Below are 16,820 nucleotides of genomic sequence, written 5' to 3'. Positions count from 1 at the left end.
AATTTACAGCCGGAACGATAGCACATTTTTAGCACCACCCAATAAAATGCGTTATGGCAGCGCCTTATTTCCCCAACAGGATTTATCAATTATAAAACTGAAAAGATGTCAACCAGTCTATTCTCTATCCATTTTTACGGAGCCAGGTGCTGTTCTGTATGTTGTTGTAAGATGTAATTGCTTCCCGTAAACTATTTACTTTCTCACGCGCCTGTAGCGGATGGTAGCTCGCAAAGGAGCATCAGTTGCCAGGGGCAATGGATAATGTTAGGTTACCTTACCGGGTAACCCGGGGTTGTTTTGCTTAAAACAACGGCTTATCCCCTGCTTTTTTTGCGGAACTGCATCCGCATGCGCCTAACTATTGTCTGTCATGAAAAAATATATACATGGCGGTAACCTGGTACTGACCGGGTTATCTCTACTATTGCTATTGCCTGCCCTTTTGCTGGCGCAGGGTACTACGCCGCTGATCAATTCACATTTAAGCGGCATCGTGGTGGATGCCAAAACGAGAGAGCCGCTGCCGGGCGCTGCAGTCAACATCAAAGGCACTACGCACGGCGTAGCCACCGATGCGGAAGGACGCTTCGCTTTTGTTACCGGGCAAAAATTCCCCTACACGCTCATCGTCAGTTATATCGGTTACAAAAAAGCGGAAATCATCGCCAACACCGGGAATATCACCATCGCGCTGGAAAGCGCGCAGGCCCAGCTCAACGATGTGGTAGTGGTAGGATATGGCGTACAAAAGAAGAGCGACCTTACCGGCGCTATTTCCAGCGTAGGCAATGCGCAACTCAAACAACCCGTTAGCTCTATTGACCAGGCGCTGAAAGGCGCCGTATCCGGCGTACAGGTAACGCAAACTTCCGGGCAGCCCGGCGGCGGCGTGAGTATCCGCATCCGCGGCGGCAGCTCCATACAGGGCGGCAACGAACCGCTGTATGTGATAGACGGCTTCCCCGTGTATAACAACAGCATTTCCGCCGGCGTGATCAGCGGCGTGCCGGCAAACCCGCTTGCCAGTATCAACCCGTCAGACATCGAAAGCATCGACATCCTTAAAGACGCTTCCGCTACTGCCATCTATGGCTCCCGTGGCGCTAACGGGGTGGTGATCATCACTACCAAAAAAGGGAAGGCAGACAGGAATAATATCGTGTACGAAGGCAGCTATGCCTCGCAGACGCTGCGCAAAAAAGTGGATGTACTCAATGCGCATGACTTTGCCATCCTCCGCAACGACGCGTTGTATGATACCGATCCATCCAAAGGAAAATACCAATACCTATCCCAGGAGCAGATAGATAAACTGGGGGCAGGCACCGACTGGCAGGATGCCGCCTTCCGCACGGCGGGCTCGCAAAACCATCAGCTGAGCATCAGCGGCGGCAATGCCAAAACAAGGTACCTGCTGAGCGGCAACTATTTTAAGCAGGACGGGATTATCCGTCATACGGACTTTGACCGTATTTCCCTCCGCGCCAACGTAGATGCGAATCCGTTAGACAGGCTGAAAGTAAGCGCCAGCTTCACTGCCAGCAAATCCGATGCGAACGTGGCGCCAGCCGGTATTATCAACTCCCTGCTCATCATGCCGCCTACTGCCACCATATACGAACCGGATGGCAGTTACACACTGCGTAATCCGTTCGAAAATATTTTCGCCAATCCCATTGCCACGCTGAACGAAACGCAGAATAAGTCCACCGCCAACCGCCTGCTGGCAACGGGCTTTGCTGAGTACAACCTCACAGAAGGTTTGCGTATTAAAGTATTGCTTGGCGCAGATGTGAATAACACGGTGGAAAAAAGTTACATCCCTTCCTATATCTACGAAGGCTCACAAACAAAAGGCATTGCCGCGAGAGGCTCCTATAACGCCTATTCCTGGCTGAATGAAAATACAGTGAATTACAACCGCTCCTTCGGCAAACACAACGTGGATGTACTGGCAGGTTTTACCCAGCAGGAATTTAACATGGAGCTGGTAACGGCGGGCGCGCGGCAGTTCGTAACCGATGACCTCAGCTACAACAGCCTGCAAAGCGGCGCCACTATCGACAGGCCCGGCTCCGACGCTTCCGCATGGGTACTGCACTCCTACCTGGCCCGCGTTAACTATAACTTCAACAACCGTTATTACATTACGGCCAGCATCCGCGCGGATGGTTCTTCCAGGTTTGGAAAAGGCAACAAATGGGGCCGCTTCCCTTCCGCGGCCATATCTTGGAGGATTAGTAATGAACCATTTTTCAAATCCCTGGCACGTGAGATCCCGGAATTTAAATTACGCGCGAGCTTTGGTTCTACGGGCAACCTCGAAATCGGCGAATATCAATCTCTCTCCACCCTATATTCCCTTGGATATTTATTTGGCAATACCATCGTAACCGGGTTTGCGCCTTCCCGCATTCCGAACGATCAACTGGGCTGGGAAACCACGTACCAATACAACGGCGGTATAGACATCGGCCTGTTCGATAGTCGCCTGAACCTCTCACTGGACGCTTATTACAAACGGACTTCCAACCTGCTCCTGAATGTGGAGATCCCCTGGACGTCAGGCTTTGCGAGCGGACTGCAAAACTTTGGAACCGTGGCCAATAAAGGGTTTGAAGTAACCGTGAACAGTAAAAACCTGGTGGGCGAATTGGGCTGGAATACGGACTTTAATATTTCCTTCAACCGCAATAAAGTGATTACCATCGGCAACGGCGCGGCCTCCTATATCAGCGGAAATTACATCATCAAAGTAGGCGAGCCGCTGGGTAGTTTTTATGGCACCGTGACCGACGGCATCCTGCAAACGGGCGAAGAAAAAGAGAAGGGGAAATTTACCGGCAACGCAGCGCCTAAGCCGGGCGACAGGCTGTACAAAGACATCAGCGGGGACGGCGTCTTTACTACCGCCAACGACCGTACGATTATCGGCAATGCGCAACCGGATTTTATATTCGGCCTGACGAATAATTTTACCTGGCGGGGCTTTCACCTCTCCATATTCCTGCAAGGCTCCTATGGTAACCAGGTATTGAACACGAACCGCCAGAACCTGGAACTCTTTACCGGCCAGCAAAACGCGGCCGCATCCGCACTGGACCGGTGGACGCCCACGCATCCCAGCCAAACGATTCCCCGCGCTAAGCTGGACCCTGCGCCCGTCTTCTCCGACCGGTTCATCGAAGACGGTTCTTTCCTGCGGGTGCGCAACGTAACGTTAGGATATACCCTGCCCAAGGCATGGACGGGCAAGATATCGGCCGTGAACCTCTATGTGACGGCGCAAAACCTGCTCACCTGGACGAGCTATTCCGGCTTTGATCCCGAGATCACCAGCGGCAGCAATGTATCGCCGGGTACGGATGCGGGGATATATCCTGTATCCCGCACGCTGAGCGCGGGCATACGGGTGACGCTGTAGAAAACCTGCTGGCAGACTTTTATTATTCATCAATTCCGACATCATGAAACTAACATATATCCCCCTGCTGGCGCTCGCGCTCACGGCCTGCTCCAGCCTGGATGAACATCCGAAAGCAATCATTTCATCCGACAACTTTTACAAGAACGAAGCGCAGGCGGATGCCGCAGTGGTAGCCGCTTACCGCAAACTATACGAAACCGGGCAATCCCTGTACAACAGCCTTTTCCAGATTGGCGTAGAAATGGCAACGGACGATTACGAAGCCGGGCCGCGTGCCCGGAACGCCCACGTACGCGCTATTTCAGGGCTTACGCATGACGCCTCCAACGATCGTATGGAACAACTCTGGAAGCAGAGTTATGATGGGATCAATACCTCCAACCTGGCCATCGATAAAATCACGGCGATTGCAAAGGAGAACATTACCGAAGATGCGCGGACCCGGCTGATCAATGAAGCGAAGTTCCTGCGGGCGTTGCATTACTTCAACCTCGTACGCTGGTTTGGCGGCGTGCCGCTGGTGTTGCATACGCCGGCATCGCTGGACCCTGCGGCGTTATACGTAGCAAAATCTTCCGAAGCGGAAGTATATGCGCAGATCATCAAAGACCTGCAGGACGCGGAGCGCCTCCCCGCTCCGGCTGCGACAGGGGTAGGCCGCGCCAACAGCGGCGCTGCGAAAAGCTTGCTTGCGAAGGTGTATCTCACGCAAAAAAACTGGCCACAGGCTGCCGCTAAAAGTAAAGAAGTGATCGATAAAAACTGGTATGCGTTGTTTGACAACTTTGCGGATGTATTTGCAGTGAATAAGAAAAACGGCAAAGAGCACATCTTTTCCGCGCAGTTCCAGGGCAACGCCGGCTACCAGGGCAACAGCCTTGCCAGCCGCTCCGCCGCCAACGAAGTGCCGGGCATCAACGGGGATTACGCCGACGCGCTGCACAAACAGGGAGGGCTATACGAATCCTTTAGCAATACGGACGCCCGCAAAGCGGTGACGTTTGTAACGCAGATGACGAGCCCGCTGGATGGCAAAACCTATACGTTTGAACCGCATTTCAACAAATACTATGATCCGGCGGTGGTAGGCAACCAGGGGCAATCCTCCGTTAACCTGCCGATACTGCGTTATGCGGATGTATTACTCATTTATGCGGAAGCGCTGAATGAAATCAATCATGGCCCTAACGCGGAAGCCTATACGTATATCGACCAGGTACGCACCCGCGCCGGCATTCCCAAACTGCAGGATGTGGCGCCGGGCCTCAGCGCGGACGCCTTCCGCGATTCCATTTTCCAGGAGAGAAGAAAGGAGTTTGTGTATGAGTACCAGCGCTGGTTTGACCTGGTGCGGCGGGGGCCGGACTATTACGTGAAAGTATTAAAGGCCGCCGGTAAAACGCTGGCAGCTCCGCGGCATATACATTTCCCGACGCCGCAGCGGGAGCTGAACCTCAACCCGAACCTGAAACAGGACTCGCTTTGGATCAATTACTAACCTTGCCAATTCGCCTGATATGAAAATAAAAATCCTGTCGCTGGCACTACTCGGATGCAGTGTTGTCAGTTTTGCGCAAAAACAAAAACAAAAGCAGCCCAACATCATCCTCATCATGGTGGATGATATGGGTTACTCGGACATCGGGGCATATGGTTCTGAAATCCATACGCCCAACCTCGACCGCCTGGCGGCTGAAGGGCTGCGGCTGAGAGAATTCTACAACAACTCCATCTGCGCGCCCACCCGCGCCTCCCTGCTCACAGGGCAGAGTAACCATAAGGCAGGCGTAGGTTACTTCAACGTCAACCTCGGCCTGCCGGCCTACCAGGGCTACCTGAACCGGGAATCCCTGACGCTGGCGGAAGTATTGAAACAGGCGGGTTACAGCACGCTGATGTCCGGCAAATGGCATGTGGGCGATGATAGTATTGCCTGGCCCAATCAACGCGGGTTTGACCGCTTCTTCGGTTTTATCGGGGGCGCGAGCAACTACTATGACATCCACGGCTATACGGACAAGGCGCCGCCTGTGCCGCTGGTAGAAAACAATCAGCGCATCAACCTGGCGCCGGGCAAGTACCTCACAGATGAAATTGCCGGCCATGCCGTACAGTTCCTCGAAGAGCAAAGTAAAACGAACAAACCCTTTTTCCTGTACGTGGCCTACAACGCGCCCCACTGGCCGCTGCAGGCGCAACCGGAGGACATCGCCCGTTACAGGGGGCGATACAGCATCGGTTGGGATTCCTTACGGAGCGAGCGCTTTGCGAGGCAAAAGGAGCTGGGGCTGATCCCCGCTAACAGCACCATCGCGCCGGACCCTGAAGTGCCGGCATGGGAGAGCCTTACCTGGGATGAGCAACAATTATGGCAAAGGAAAATGGAGGTATATGCGGCCATGATCGACCGGATGGACCAGGGCGTTGGGAAGATACTGCAAACGTTGAAGGCCCTGCAAAAAGACGATAATACGCTGATCGTATTTATTTCCGATAACGGCGCCCAGGGCGGCTTTATCCCCACCGGCCGCAAACGACCGCGCAGCTCCGGCCCCATCGGCACCGCCGGCTCCTACGACTACCAGGAGCAAAGCTGGGCGCATGTTTCCAACACGCCATTCCGTTCGTATAAAGCCAGCGCTTATGAAGGCGGCATCAGCTCGCCCCTCATTGCCTGGTTCCCGGGTACGATCAAGGCCGGCAGTATTGCAACCGGTACGGCTCACCTGATTGACCTGGCGCCTACTTTTTATGAGTTTGCCGGCGCGCAGTACCCGGCTACCTATCAGCAGGTAAAAACCAACCCGCTGCAGGGCGTAAGCCTGGCCGGACTTTTCAGGGAAGGAACCGCGATCAGCCGCCCGCAGCCGCTTTGCTGGGAACGTGCCGGCAACCGGGCCGTACGCAAGGGTAAGTGGAAGATTGTATCCTCCTATCCTTCCAGGGAATGGGAGCTGTTCGACATTGCGGCGGACCGCGCCGAAACCCGGGACCTGGCAGGCGCGCATCCGGAAGTAGTGAAGGAACTGGCGGCCGATTATGCAAAATGGGCTAAAGCCAACGATGTGGTAGACTACGAAAAAATCAAACCGCAGGGCAACCAGGGATTTGCCGCGCCTACCGGCGCCAATACCACTGCTGCGCCGCAAAACAGACGAAGAGAAAACAGATAACCATCAACACAACGACATGAAACAATGGATCATACTGGCCATGGCAGGGATGCTGGCTACTCCCGCCTACCTGGCCGCCCAACAAAAAAAGCCGAATATCATTTTGATTATGGTGGATGACATGGGGTATTCCGACCTCGGCTGCTACGGCTCCGAAATCCATACGCCCAACCTGGACCGCCTTGCCAGCGAGGGTTTGCGGCTGAAGGAATTTTACAACAACTCCATCTGCGCGCCTACGCGGGCATCCCTGCTCAGCGGGCAATACCAGCACAAGGCAGGCGTGGGTTATTTTGACGTGAACCTGGGGCTGCCGGCCTACCAGGGGTATCTGAATAAAGAATCCCTCACGCTGGCGGAAGTGCTGCGCAACGGCGGTTACAACACCCTGATGTCCGGCAAATGGCATGTGGGTAACGATAGCTTGTCGTGGCCCAACCAGCGCGGCTTTAACCAGTTCTACGGGGTCATCGGCGGCGGGGCCAACTACTTCAACGCCAACCCTATGCCGCTGTTTGGCCGCCAGTACCCGGTGATCATTGAGGAAAACAACCAGCGCCTGCACCCTGCGGACGACAGTTATTACTTCACGGATGAAATTGCCGGCCACGCCATCAAATACCTGGAAGCGCAACGCAACAGCAATAAACCGTTTTTCCTTTACCTCGCTTTCAACGCGCCGCACTGGCCGCTGCAGGCGTTGCCGGAAGATATCGCCAAATACAAAGGCCGGTACGACATCGGCTGGGATTCCCTCCGGGAGGAGCGCCTGGCCAAACAACGCCGCCTGGGATTACTTGCCCCCGGGCAAACGGTAGCCCCGCGGGACGCGGATGTGCCGGAATGGAACAGCCTGACCTACGACGAGCAACAGCTCTGGAAAGCCAAGATGGAAGTATATGCCGCCATGGTAGACCATATGGATAAAAGCGTAGGACAGGTACTGGCCAAACTGAAGGAGCTAAAGCAGGATAACAATACCCTCATCGTATTTATATCCGATAACGGCGCGCCGGCGGAAGATGTGGCGCATGGCGGCGCTAAGGCAGCCCGCAACCTCGGGCCGGTGGGCACTTCCGGCTCCTTTGAATCCCAGGGAAAGAACTGGTCGTTTGTATCCAACACGCCATTCCGGGCATTTAAAAACTTTATGTATGAAGGCGGTATCAGCTCCCCGCTGATCGCATGGTTTCCCGGTAGAATTCCGGCTAACACTATTTCCCAGGGTACGGCCCACCTGATTGACCTGGCGCCTACTTTTTACGAAGTGGCCGGCGTGAAATACCCGCAGCAATACAATGGCGTAACGCCTCATCCTTTGCCGGGCAAGAGCCTGACGGGCCTGTTTTTCAACAACAAACCGATCAACCGGGAAGAGCCTATCTTCTGGGAAAGAGCCGGTAACCGGGCCGTTCGCAAGGGTAAATGGAAGCTGGTATCCACCTATCCATCCTACCGCTGGGAGTTGTATGACCTGGATAATGACCGGGGAGAGACCAATGACGTGGCGGCGAAAAATACGCAGGTGGTCAATGAGCTGTCCGCCGCTTACTTTGCATGGGCAAAGAAGACGGGGGTGGTGAATTATGATGATATTAAAGGGGCGAACCCGATTGAAGCGTCGTTTAACAAAAGGGGCTCCCGGTAAACAATGCGCACCCGGTGGCGAAGGCCATGCATACAAAAGGAAACGCTATATCAGTCTCAACTATACGAAAACAGCAAACAATGAACCTAAGAGGCGCTACCACAGCGCCTCTTAGCCTTTCTACCCCCTCCCCTGTTTTGCCGGCTGCAAAATTTTCAGTAACTTATAACTGATGCAGACCTTAGACACATATCGAATACCCTGGTGGCGGAAGAGCCAGCTCCGCATCCGCCGTTTATTCCAACCGCCCTCCATTTACCGCAGCCAGGAGCTTCGCTGGTTTTTCACCAAGGATGTACCGGGCATCAACCAGTGGTTTGCGCAGCAGGGGAAAATGCTGAGCGACGCAGTGCCGCGTACCGATATTTACTTCTACCTGCCCTCTATGGACCATCGCAGCATTAAACTGCGGGAAGGGAATATGGAGCTGAAAAGGCGCGTTACGCCGGCGGCGATGGTCAGCCTCTCGCCTACCGTACAGGGGCTGCTGGAAGGATGGGAAAAGCTCGCCGGCAAGGAGATTCCCAACCGCGTGCTGGACGACGTAAATACCAACAACAGCTACTTACGGGTGCGGGTACACAAGAAGCGTGTAGGCGTGAAAGTGATCCGTAACGGCGCTACGGGCTATGAACTGCACGACATCTCCCAAAAGCTGGATAACGGCTGCCAGCTGGAATATACGGCAGTAGAGATACAGGATAAAAACTATTTTACATTCGGGATAGAATGGTTCGGGGAGGCGGATCCGGGGTATTATGCGGAGTATGTATCGGGGATCGTGAAGGATTGCAATTTGCCGGCAACCAACTCATTGTCATATCCTATGTTTCTTAAACAGGTAATGATGGATGTATAAAGAGAAGGATCAGGGCCTGCCCTGTGGTTCTTAAAACAAGATTTCTTCGGGCTTACCCTGTTTTTCTTAAAAGAGGATTTCCCCGTTTTTCTTAAACAAGATTTCTCCGAGCTTACCCCGTTTTTCCTAACCAAGTAATGTAAAAGAGGGCCGCTGCTGCACACACCGGCCCTCTTTTACTACATCATCCGCTACTGCTGCAGCGCCTTCTCCACATCCTCCCACCTGTAATAATGAAACGTCTTATCATCGCTCATCACCACAAATAATCCATGTTTGAAAGTGCTGTCCAGCGGCGCACTCACCATATCCGAACCATCGCTGTGGCTGGCGGCAACTGTTACTGCTTTTACAAAATCGTTGTTTCCTTCCCGCTTAAACACCTGGAATTTATTCGCGCCCTGATCGGATACCAGCAGGTAACCTTTACCCGGCGCGGTTTTATAGATGCTGATGCCTTCGTGGTCTTCCGTGAAGCCGGTTTTCGCAAATACGGCCAGCTCGCTGTCGCCTTTGGCGGGGTCCGCGTAATACTTACGTACGCCAAACTGCTCGTCGGAATAGTAAATATATCCCAGCTCGTTATCCACGGCAATCGCTTCAATTTCCTTCTTCCCGCTGTACTTGCCGAACTTGCGCACCAGCGTTGCTTTTACTTTACCCTGGCCGTTATCGGAGAGTTCGTACTGCCAGAGGTAGCCGCCATCCGTAGGGCCGTTTTTACGGCCGGCGATGGCATAATGCTTCCCTTCCGGCGAGGTATATACGGCAATGCCCATCAGGTCGCGGAACTGCTCCCCGGTTTCGCCTTCAAACACCGGCACGCCGCCATCGTCGATCGGCTTCATGTCCGGCAGGGAAAAGAAGCGCAGCTTGCCCGTCATGCGTTCGCTGGCTACGGCAAAGTCCACCGGCTGGCCGTTCAGCATCAGGCCATAGGCTACGTCCACATTGTTGGGGCGTTTGATGTTGCGCACCACCAACCCGGGAATGATTTTCCCTTTCAGGTCAAATACATACAACGCGCCGTCTTCCGCTTTATCAGTGCCGATCACCAGGCTTTTGGAGGGGTCGGCCTTGTTGATCCAGATGGCGGGATCATCGGAATCATATTTAACTGGTTCTGTGATGATAACTGGTTGGATAATGTCAGCTGTATTACTGTTCCCGGGCTTGCAGCCGGCGCCCAGTACCAGCGCCGTGCCTGCAAGCAGGATCAAATTGCGTTTATTCATGCTGTTAACTTAAAACGTGATGTGCTTATTTAACGCCAAATGCCCCAATATTGGCAGAAGGCGCAGGTGAACTGTAAACGGTACCGTTGATCTGTATCCCGGCGGACCAGTTGCGGGTGAAGGTGTTGATACCTTTCCCGATGGCCGGGGAACCTGCCAGCAGGCGGAAGTCCCAGCTTTGATCAAAATCCGGGCTGCTCATGTTGGTCGATAACGGGTAGTTTACAAATTTAGGATCATTTTCGCCGGCTTTGGTACCGCGGATTTCGTCCTTGCCGCCAATCACGTCATTCTTAGGCTGGAACTGGTCTACCGTAGCCTGATCATAACCGTAGTAGAGGTTATTGCTGATCGCGGAGCGACTATCTTCCAGCTTCTTTGTATCGTGTTTAATACCGAAACGCGCGTTGGCAAACAGGTTGTTGTAAATCTCTGCATATACAGAGGCTTCCAGCCATACGCTGCCGCCTTTCACGGTAGGCCTTCTCCAGCCGGTGGTGAGGATAGTGTTGTTATAGGCCACTACGTGCGCCTGCGGCGTACGGTCGCCGGAGTTGGAGAGTTTCAGCGCGTTGGTGTTGGTGGAATAAAAGAGGTTGAACGCTACATCCGCCACGCAGCCGGATTTGATGTTGATGCCTTCCCCGCCGGTTAAGCCGGTGGTATAAAATTTATTGTTGGAGAAGATGATGGAACCGCCTTCGATATAGGTACAATCTTCCTGGAAATTACGGAAGATGCAATTGGTTACCACCAGCTTGCCTTTACCATTGATAAACCAGAGGGCGGGCAGGTTTTCGCCGGCTACCGCTTTGTACAGGCCTTCTTTTACGGATGCGGAAGCCTCCGTGGTGGTAGCGCCGCCGTATTCGATGATGGCATTATCCAGCAGCAGCTCCTCACAGGTTGGCGCAGCGAGGATGCCGCCCCATTGCTTACCGAATTTCTTTGCCGCCGTTCTGTAGCCTTCTTCGATGGTGATCTTCACGGGGAACTCCGGCGTACCTATGGCGTAGAGATTCCCTTTTACAATGAACTCCGGCTTGGCCAGCGTATCCATGATAACGGTTACTCCTTCTTCGATGGTGAGGGATTTACCCGCCGGCACAATGATATCGCCTACTACGCGCTTTACGCTGCCTTTCGTCCAGATGCCATATACTTCTCCCTTAATCCCATCCGTACCGGTTTCCGTTTGCGTGGTATCCACGTCGATATTTGCCTTCCTGCATCCTGCGGCAATCAGTACTGCCAATACGAGGAAACAGCAATATTTGTTGAAAGTCATGCTACTGATTTTTAGTGATGATTAAAGTTTATAGCGAACGCCGAGCAGGTAAGTTTGCCCGTAGGTTTCTTTACGGATGAGCGTTTCCTTGCCGTTGAGCGGCTGGCCCGGCACATCGTCGTTTTCCTTGTTATAGCCTTTGATGAAAATGGTTGCCGGTGTATTCAGCAGGTTGCCGAGCTTGGCGTACACGGTGAAGCGGTTTTTGAAATGCTTCTCCACGGAAAGGTCCATCTGGATGAATCCTTTCTGCCAGAGGTCATTATCCAGAAACTGGCTGACGGTGTTGATGCGCGGGCCCGTGTAAGCGCCTGCCAGCTGGGCATCCCAGCCGCTGCGGGTATCCTTGAAGAGCAGGGAGAGGTTGGCGATGTGGGCGGACTGGCCATACATTGGCCGCGTCTGATTCACCTGGATCGGCTGCAGGTCGCCCTTTTCGTCGCGGATACGCTTTGTCTTATTAGTGGTGATAGCAGAGTGAGTGTACGTATAGTTTGCCTTCACGCCCAGCTTGCTGAAAAAGTGGATGTAATCCGCCTCAAAGCCATAGTTGCGCGCCACGCCAAAGTTGCCCGGCGTATAATAAATATCCTGCGGGCGGGAAGCATCCGGCTGCAACGTATATTCGATCGGGTTATTGATGATTTTATAGAAAGCGCCTACCAGCAGCTGGTCGCCCGCTTTGGGGAACAGCTCATAGCGGAGGTCGAAGTTATCGGCGATGGCGCGTTGCAGGTCCGCATTACCGCGTTCCATATAATCTTCCAGTACAATTTTAGCGGGCACTATTTCAAAGAAGCCCGGGCGGTTCACGGAACGGAAGTAACTGGCGCGGAGCTGCTGGTGCTTGCTCAGGGAGTACTTCACGTTCAGGCTCGGCAATACGTCCGTGTACACCTGGTTGTTCACCGGCCTTTTTTCGCCCTGCGGGAAGAACATGTGGTAGCCCTGGTCCGTATTTTCGATGCGCACGCCGCCGGTCACATCCCAGTTATGGGCTTTCAGTTTAAACATACCATATCCGGCAGCGGTTTTTTCAGAAGCGTCGTAGGTGAGCGCGTTGGCCACGGCGCCGCCGGGGTTCTGGATATCCCATTTAATATCCGTGTATTTGGTAAAGTCCACCCCATACGCGGCGGCAGCTACTGCCGGCAGGAAGGTATAGTTGTTGAAAAAGTTGCTGCGTTGTTTATCGCGGTACAATCCGCCTGCGCTGAAGTCCACTTTTGCATCCGCAATCCTGGTGGAATAAGTCAGGTCCAGGTAGCCGGCCAGGTCGTTGTCCGTATTCCTTTCCCAGCGGCGGGAGGCCCTGTCCACATTGGTACGGGTAGCCACGAAGTTGGTTTGGCGGCCGTTGACGCTGATGGTGGTATTATCCGGCACATCGTTCCTCGCGGAGGACACGACGGCGGACCAGCCCAGTTTCAGTTTTCCCGGCACGAGATCATGATCCCCGTGGAGGGTACCGTTGTATATCTGCTGATCGATGCGGCGGGTGCGGGTTTCATATTTCAGCTGCGCATTGCCTTTTTCCGGCTCATAGCCCCCGATGCCAAACTGCGTGATGATACCATCGCGGGTTTGCAGGTTGGTCAGCATCAGGAAAGCATTGTAGAAAGAGATGCGGTGATGATCGTTGAACACGTAATCCACTTTTCCATGGAAGCCGCTACGGCGCTGCTGCTCATAGTACGTGCGGTTATTCATACTGTTGATCACGGCATATTGCTGCACATCGTTTACGCTATGGTCGTAGAAGCTGGAGGTGGTGGTGCGGAAATTATTCTGGTAGCTGGCGGCCAGCACTACGCCGAGCTTATTGTCGAGGAAACGGTTGCCGATGCTGAAGCCCGCTACGGTATTGGGCGTGAAGGTCCGGCGCCGGTAGTCGAACACGCCGCTGTTAAAATCCGCCGGGGTGGCCGTATAGCTTTTACCATGCAGCTCATAGGGGGATTTAGTATTCATCTTATCCGCCGTAAACGCCGTATAGCCTTTATCGTGCGTCATCTGGGAATAGCCGGCGGCGATGTTGGCATTCAGCTGCAGGCCGGGGCTGGCATCTTTCATAACCATGTTCACCACGCCGCCGATGGCATCGCCTTCCATGTTAGGGGTGAGGGACTTGTACACTTCCAGCCTTTCCAGGAGGTCCGCCGGGAAGAGGTCCAGCGGCACATAGCGGTATTTATTATCCGGGCTCGGGATTTTCACGCCGTTGATCAGCGTATAGTTATAACGTTTATCCATACCGCGGAGGATGGCGTACTGCCCTTCCCCGTTGCTGCTGCGCTCGATCGATACGCCGGACACGCGTTGCATGACGTTGGCCACGGTGAGGTCAGGCGATACTTCGATGGCCGCGCCGGAAACGGCGTTCATTACAAAAGGCGCTTTCTGTTCCAGCTTGCGGGCCGTATTTTCAGCAGCGGCTTTCCCAGCGGCCACCACTACCACTTCCGTGAGGTCCTTGCTGTCTTTTTCGCTGAGGTAAATATCAAAACGGGGGTTATCTTCCTTTACGATGTTAATCGCTTTGCTGAGCGGGCGGTAGGACAGGTGGGATACTACCAGCGTGTAATCGCCTGCCGGCACTTCTTTAAATACATAGGCGCCGTCTAACCCGGTAACCGCTACCTGTTTGGCAGGTTGCAGTAATATGGTCACGCCGGGCAGTGGCTCGCCGGTTTTCTGGTCGTACACATGCCCTTTAATTCCTCCGGCCATGGCGTTTGCCATACCGAGTAAAACAAAGAGAAAAATTTGTAGCAATGATTTCATTGGTAATTTTTTTTGCAGGACGGTGGTTTTTCCGAACCCGGTGCAAATGTGCCGAGGCGGCTGAAAAATGGCAAGAAACCGGCGTAAGCAAATTGTTAGCAGCGTTAACAGGGGCGTAAACAAAGCGTTAACGGCGTAAACAACGACCACATAACTATTTAATTTTCAATTCATTAACCGTTACGCCATCCACCATTACCATTACGTTAAGCCAATATGAAGCGAATGTTAAGCCCTAGATATGCTGCGCGAAAGTGTTTAAGGAATCCCCTTCCGGGAGGTTTAATTTTTTCCTCACGCGGTACCTTGCCACGCGTAAACTATCCTGCGAGATGCCTAAAATGGTGGCCATATCTTTTGAATTGATATTCATTTTATGGAGGGCCACGAGTTTGATATCGTTGGGCGTGAGGTCAGCATTCATGGCATTGAGCTTATCGAAAAACGACTGGTGCACCTGCCCGAAGATGCTGTTAAACTCCTCCCACTGGTGATCGTGGTGCTGGTGTTGTTCGATTTTGAGGAGCAGCTGCTGCAGTTGTTTTTTATTATCCCGCTTATCGTCTTTGACGATGCCGGCAATGCTTTCCTTCAGCTCGTCCATAAACTGGGTGCGCTGGATCAGTTGCAGGGTATGGTTGGCCAGCTTTTTACTATTAAGTTCCAGCTGCTCTTTTTGGGCGAGATGCAATTGCTCGTTTTTCTCCGATATCGCTTTTTGCTCGCTGATGCGTAGCTTCTGGCGGGATATGATCAGGAGGCCCACCACGCCCAGCAGCAGCACTACCGCCCCCAGGGCGCAGTAGATGATCACATTCATACGGTGACTGGCTTCCAGGCGGAGTATCTCATCATTTTTTTTATTCACATCGTACATGATGCGCAGGAAGTTCATCTGCCGGTTGTTCTGGTCGGAGTATATATTAAGGAGTGATTTGCGGCTCTGCTCCATGAAAAGGTAAGCGCTGTCGTGCTGGCGGAGGAGGTGGTACGTTTGGGCAATATCCTTGCAGGCGGCGGCCACCTGGTAATTATTATTCGTAGCCTTTGCGAGGTCCAGCGCCTGGAAGGAATAGACCATCCCCTGGCGAAACCGGTTGGTTTTCCGGTACACGTCCCCGATGTTGTTCACCACTTCTATACTGCCGGTCTTATCGTGGTTGGCTTCGTAAATGGCCAGCGCCTTTTGGAAGAGGACGAGGGCGGAATCGTATTCTTCCTGGTCCTCGCAGATGCTGCCGAGGTTTTCGTATATCCCTGCGATACCGTAATTATCATGAATGCTTTCATAGGCTTTGAGCGCCAGTTGCTGGTACGCATAGGCGCTGTCGTGCTGCTGGTTTTTTTCAAAGAGGTGGCCGATGTAGCCATAGGTAGCCGCTACGCCGGCGGTATCGGCGGCTTTGCGGTAAAGCGCCAGGGCGCGCAGGTGCAGCTGTTTGGCGGCCGTCTTATTGATATTGTGAAAGTAGAGCTGCCCCATATCATTCAGGTTGGCAGCCTGCAGGCGGTAGTTGTTGGAGGCGGCCAGCAGGGTTTCCGCCTGCTGGTAGTATTCGAGGGCTTTGGAATAATAGCCCTGGTCCATACAGAGCTTCCCCATCTGCTGTAAGCAAACGGCGGAAGTAAGGTGGTCCTGTTGGCTGGCCGCGGCATCCTGCAGGTGGCGCAGCAGCTGGAAGGCGGAATCGGGATACTGCCGGCCCAGCGCAATAGCGCGGGTGATGGCAGGGTCCTGCCTGATTTGGGCGTTAACAACTGTGATGAAGGAAAATAAAAAGATCGTTATAAGCTGACAATACCGGTACATGCGCACTGAAATAAAGAAATCAATGCACAAAGAAATATTTTTAGTGTTACCTGTATGTTATCAAATTATAAACGCGGGTAACCGGCATGGGCCAATGGTTTCCTCCGTGGCGCCATCACCTGTTGCAGGCGCACCTTTAACCGGGAGATGAGGTTCAGTACTTTATACTCGTCGTAAGTAAAATAAATTTCATCGTACTGGCTAAACACGATGTTTGCCTCCGTCATACCGGGCAATACCTGCACCGCTGCATGAAAGGATTGCCGCGCATGAAAGGTATCGTTTACATTAACAAATACATAGTCGGGACGGAACTCCGGGTGCTGTTGCAGGTATTCCAGCCCCTGGTGCATGTCTGGAAAACATATGCAGGCTTTGCAGTTACCCAACAGGTCCAATGCATAATAATATTGAATGCGGCGATCCTGATCCGCATCAATCAGTAAGCAGGTAATTTCCATTTTTTAGAATAGTTTAGATGACGTATGGTATGGTTCCCAGGGTTCGTAAAGTTACAGTTAATCACTTTCGCATCTCGGGCATCAACGGTTAAATAATTATCAAATTGGATTCCGATTTTTTACTCATCCGTG

The 16,820-nt window shown here is 53.1% G+C and carries 10 protein-coding genes; 5 read left to right on the top strand and 5 right to left on the bottom strand.

Going from position 1 to position 16,820, the window contains the following annotated elements; genetic code table 11:
• Positions 1-373: 373 nt before the first annotated feature.
• From BOC67_RS18895 to BOC67_RS18875, 5 genes are all read left to right on the top strand, one after another.
• Entirely contained in the window at positions 374-3,427 is a 3,054-nt protein-coding gene (locus tag BOC67_RS18895) for a TonB-dependent receptor (RefSeq protein ID WP_291912414.1), read from the top strand.
• A gap of 43 nt (positions 3,428-3,470) precedes the next feature.
• The gene (locus BOC67_RS18890) at positions 3,471-4,928 is read left to right on the top strand and encodes a RagB/SusD family nutrient uptake outer membrane protein (protein ID WP_291912413.1); all 1,458 of its coding nucleotides are present in this window, start codon (positions 3,471-3,473) and stop codon (positions 4,926-4,928) included.
• 19 nt (positions 4,929-4,947) lie between these two features.
• On the top strand, positions 4,948-6,603 hold the full coding sequence (locus tag BOC67_RS18885; protein ID WP_291912412.1) for an arylsulfatase: 1,656 nt from the start codon (positions 4,948-4,950) through the stop codon (positions 6,601-6,603).
• A gap of 16 nt (positions 6,604-6,619) precedes the next feature.
• Positions 6,620-8,251 carry an arylsulfatase gene (locus BOC67_RS18880; RefSeq protein WP_291912411.1) on the top strand — a complete coding sequence of 544 codons (1,632 nt, stop codon included), beginning with the start codon at positions 6,620-6,622 and terminating at the stop codon, positions 8,249-8,251.
• Between the two features lie 172 nt (positions 8,252-8,423).
• A complete protein-coding gene (locus BOC67_RS18875; protein WP_291912409.1) occupies positions 8,424-9,110 on the top strand; it encodes a hypothetical protein in 687 nt (228 codons plus the stop codon).
• Positions 9,111-9,301: 191 nt separating this feature from the next.
• Here the strand turns inward: BOC67_RS18875 and BOC67_RS18870 are convergent, their stop codons facing one another.
• The 5 genes from BOC67_RS18870 to BOC67_RS18850 all read right to left on the bottom strand — a co-directional run bounded on the left by BOC67_RS18870 (position 9,302) and on the right by BOC67_RS18850 (position 16,688).
• The gene (locus BOC67_RS18870) at positions 9,302-10,345 is read right to left on the bottom strand and encodes a phytase (protein WP_291912407.1); all 1,044 of its coding nucleotides are present in this window, start codon (positions 10,343-10,345) and stop codon (positions 9,302-9,304) included.
• Positions 10,346-10,370: 25 nt separating this feature from the next.
• Positions 10,371-11,633: a right-handed parallel beta-helix repeat-containing protein gene (locus BOC67_RS18865; RefSeq protein WP_291912405.1), complete on the bottom strand. Its 1,263-nt coding sequence runs from the start codon at positions 11,631-11,633 to the stop codon at positions 10,371-10,373.
• A 21-nt stretch (positions 11,634-11,654) separates the two neighbouring features.
• Complete coding sequence (locus BOC67_RS18860; protein WP_291912403.1) at positions 11,655-14,417, bottom strand: TonB-dependent receptor; 2,763 nt, start codon at positions 14,415-14,417, stop codon at positions 11,655-11,657.
• Between the two features lie 235 nt (positions 14,418-14,652).
• On the bottom strand, positions 14,653-16,227 hold the full coding sequence (locus BOC67_RS18855) for a tetratricopeptide repeat protein (protein ID WP_291912401.1): 1,575 nt from the start codon (positions 16,225-16,227) through the stop codon (positions 14,653-14,655).
• Between the two features lie 65 nt (positions 16,228-16,292).
• On the bottom strand, positions 16,293-16,688 hold the full coding sequence (locus BOC67_RS18850) for a hypothetical protein (RefSeq protein ID WP_291912400.1): 396 nt from the start codon (positions 16,686-16,688) through the stop codon (positions 16,293-16,295).
• Positions 16,689-16,820: the final 132 nt, after the last annotated feature.

Origin of the sequence: Chitinophaga sp. CB10, from assembly GCA_001870995.2 — a bacterium.
GTDB lineage: Bacteria > Bacteroidota > Bacteroidia > Chitinophagales > Chitinophagaceae > Chitinophaga.
Note: the sequence above shows the minus strand (reverse complement) of the source record. Positions and strands in the feature narration are given on the sequence as shown.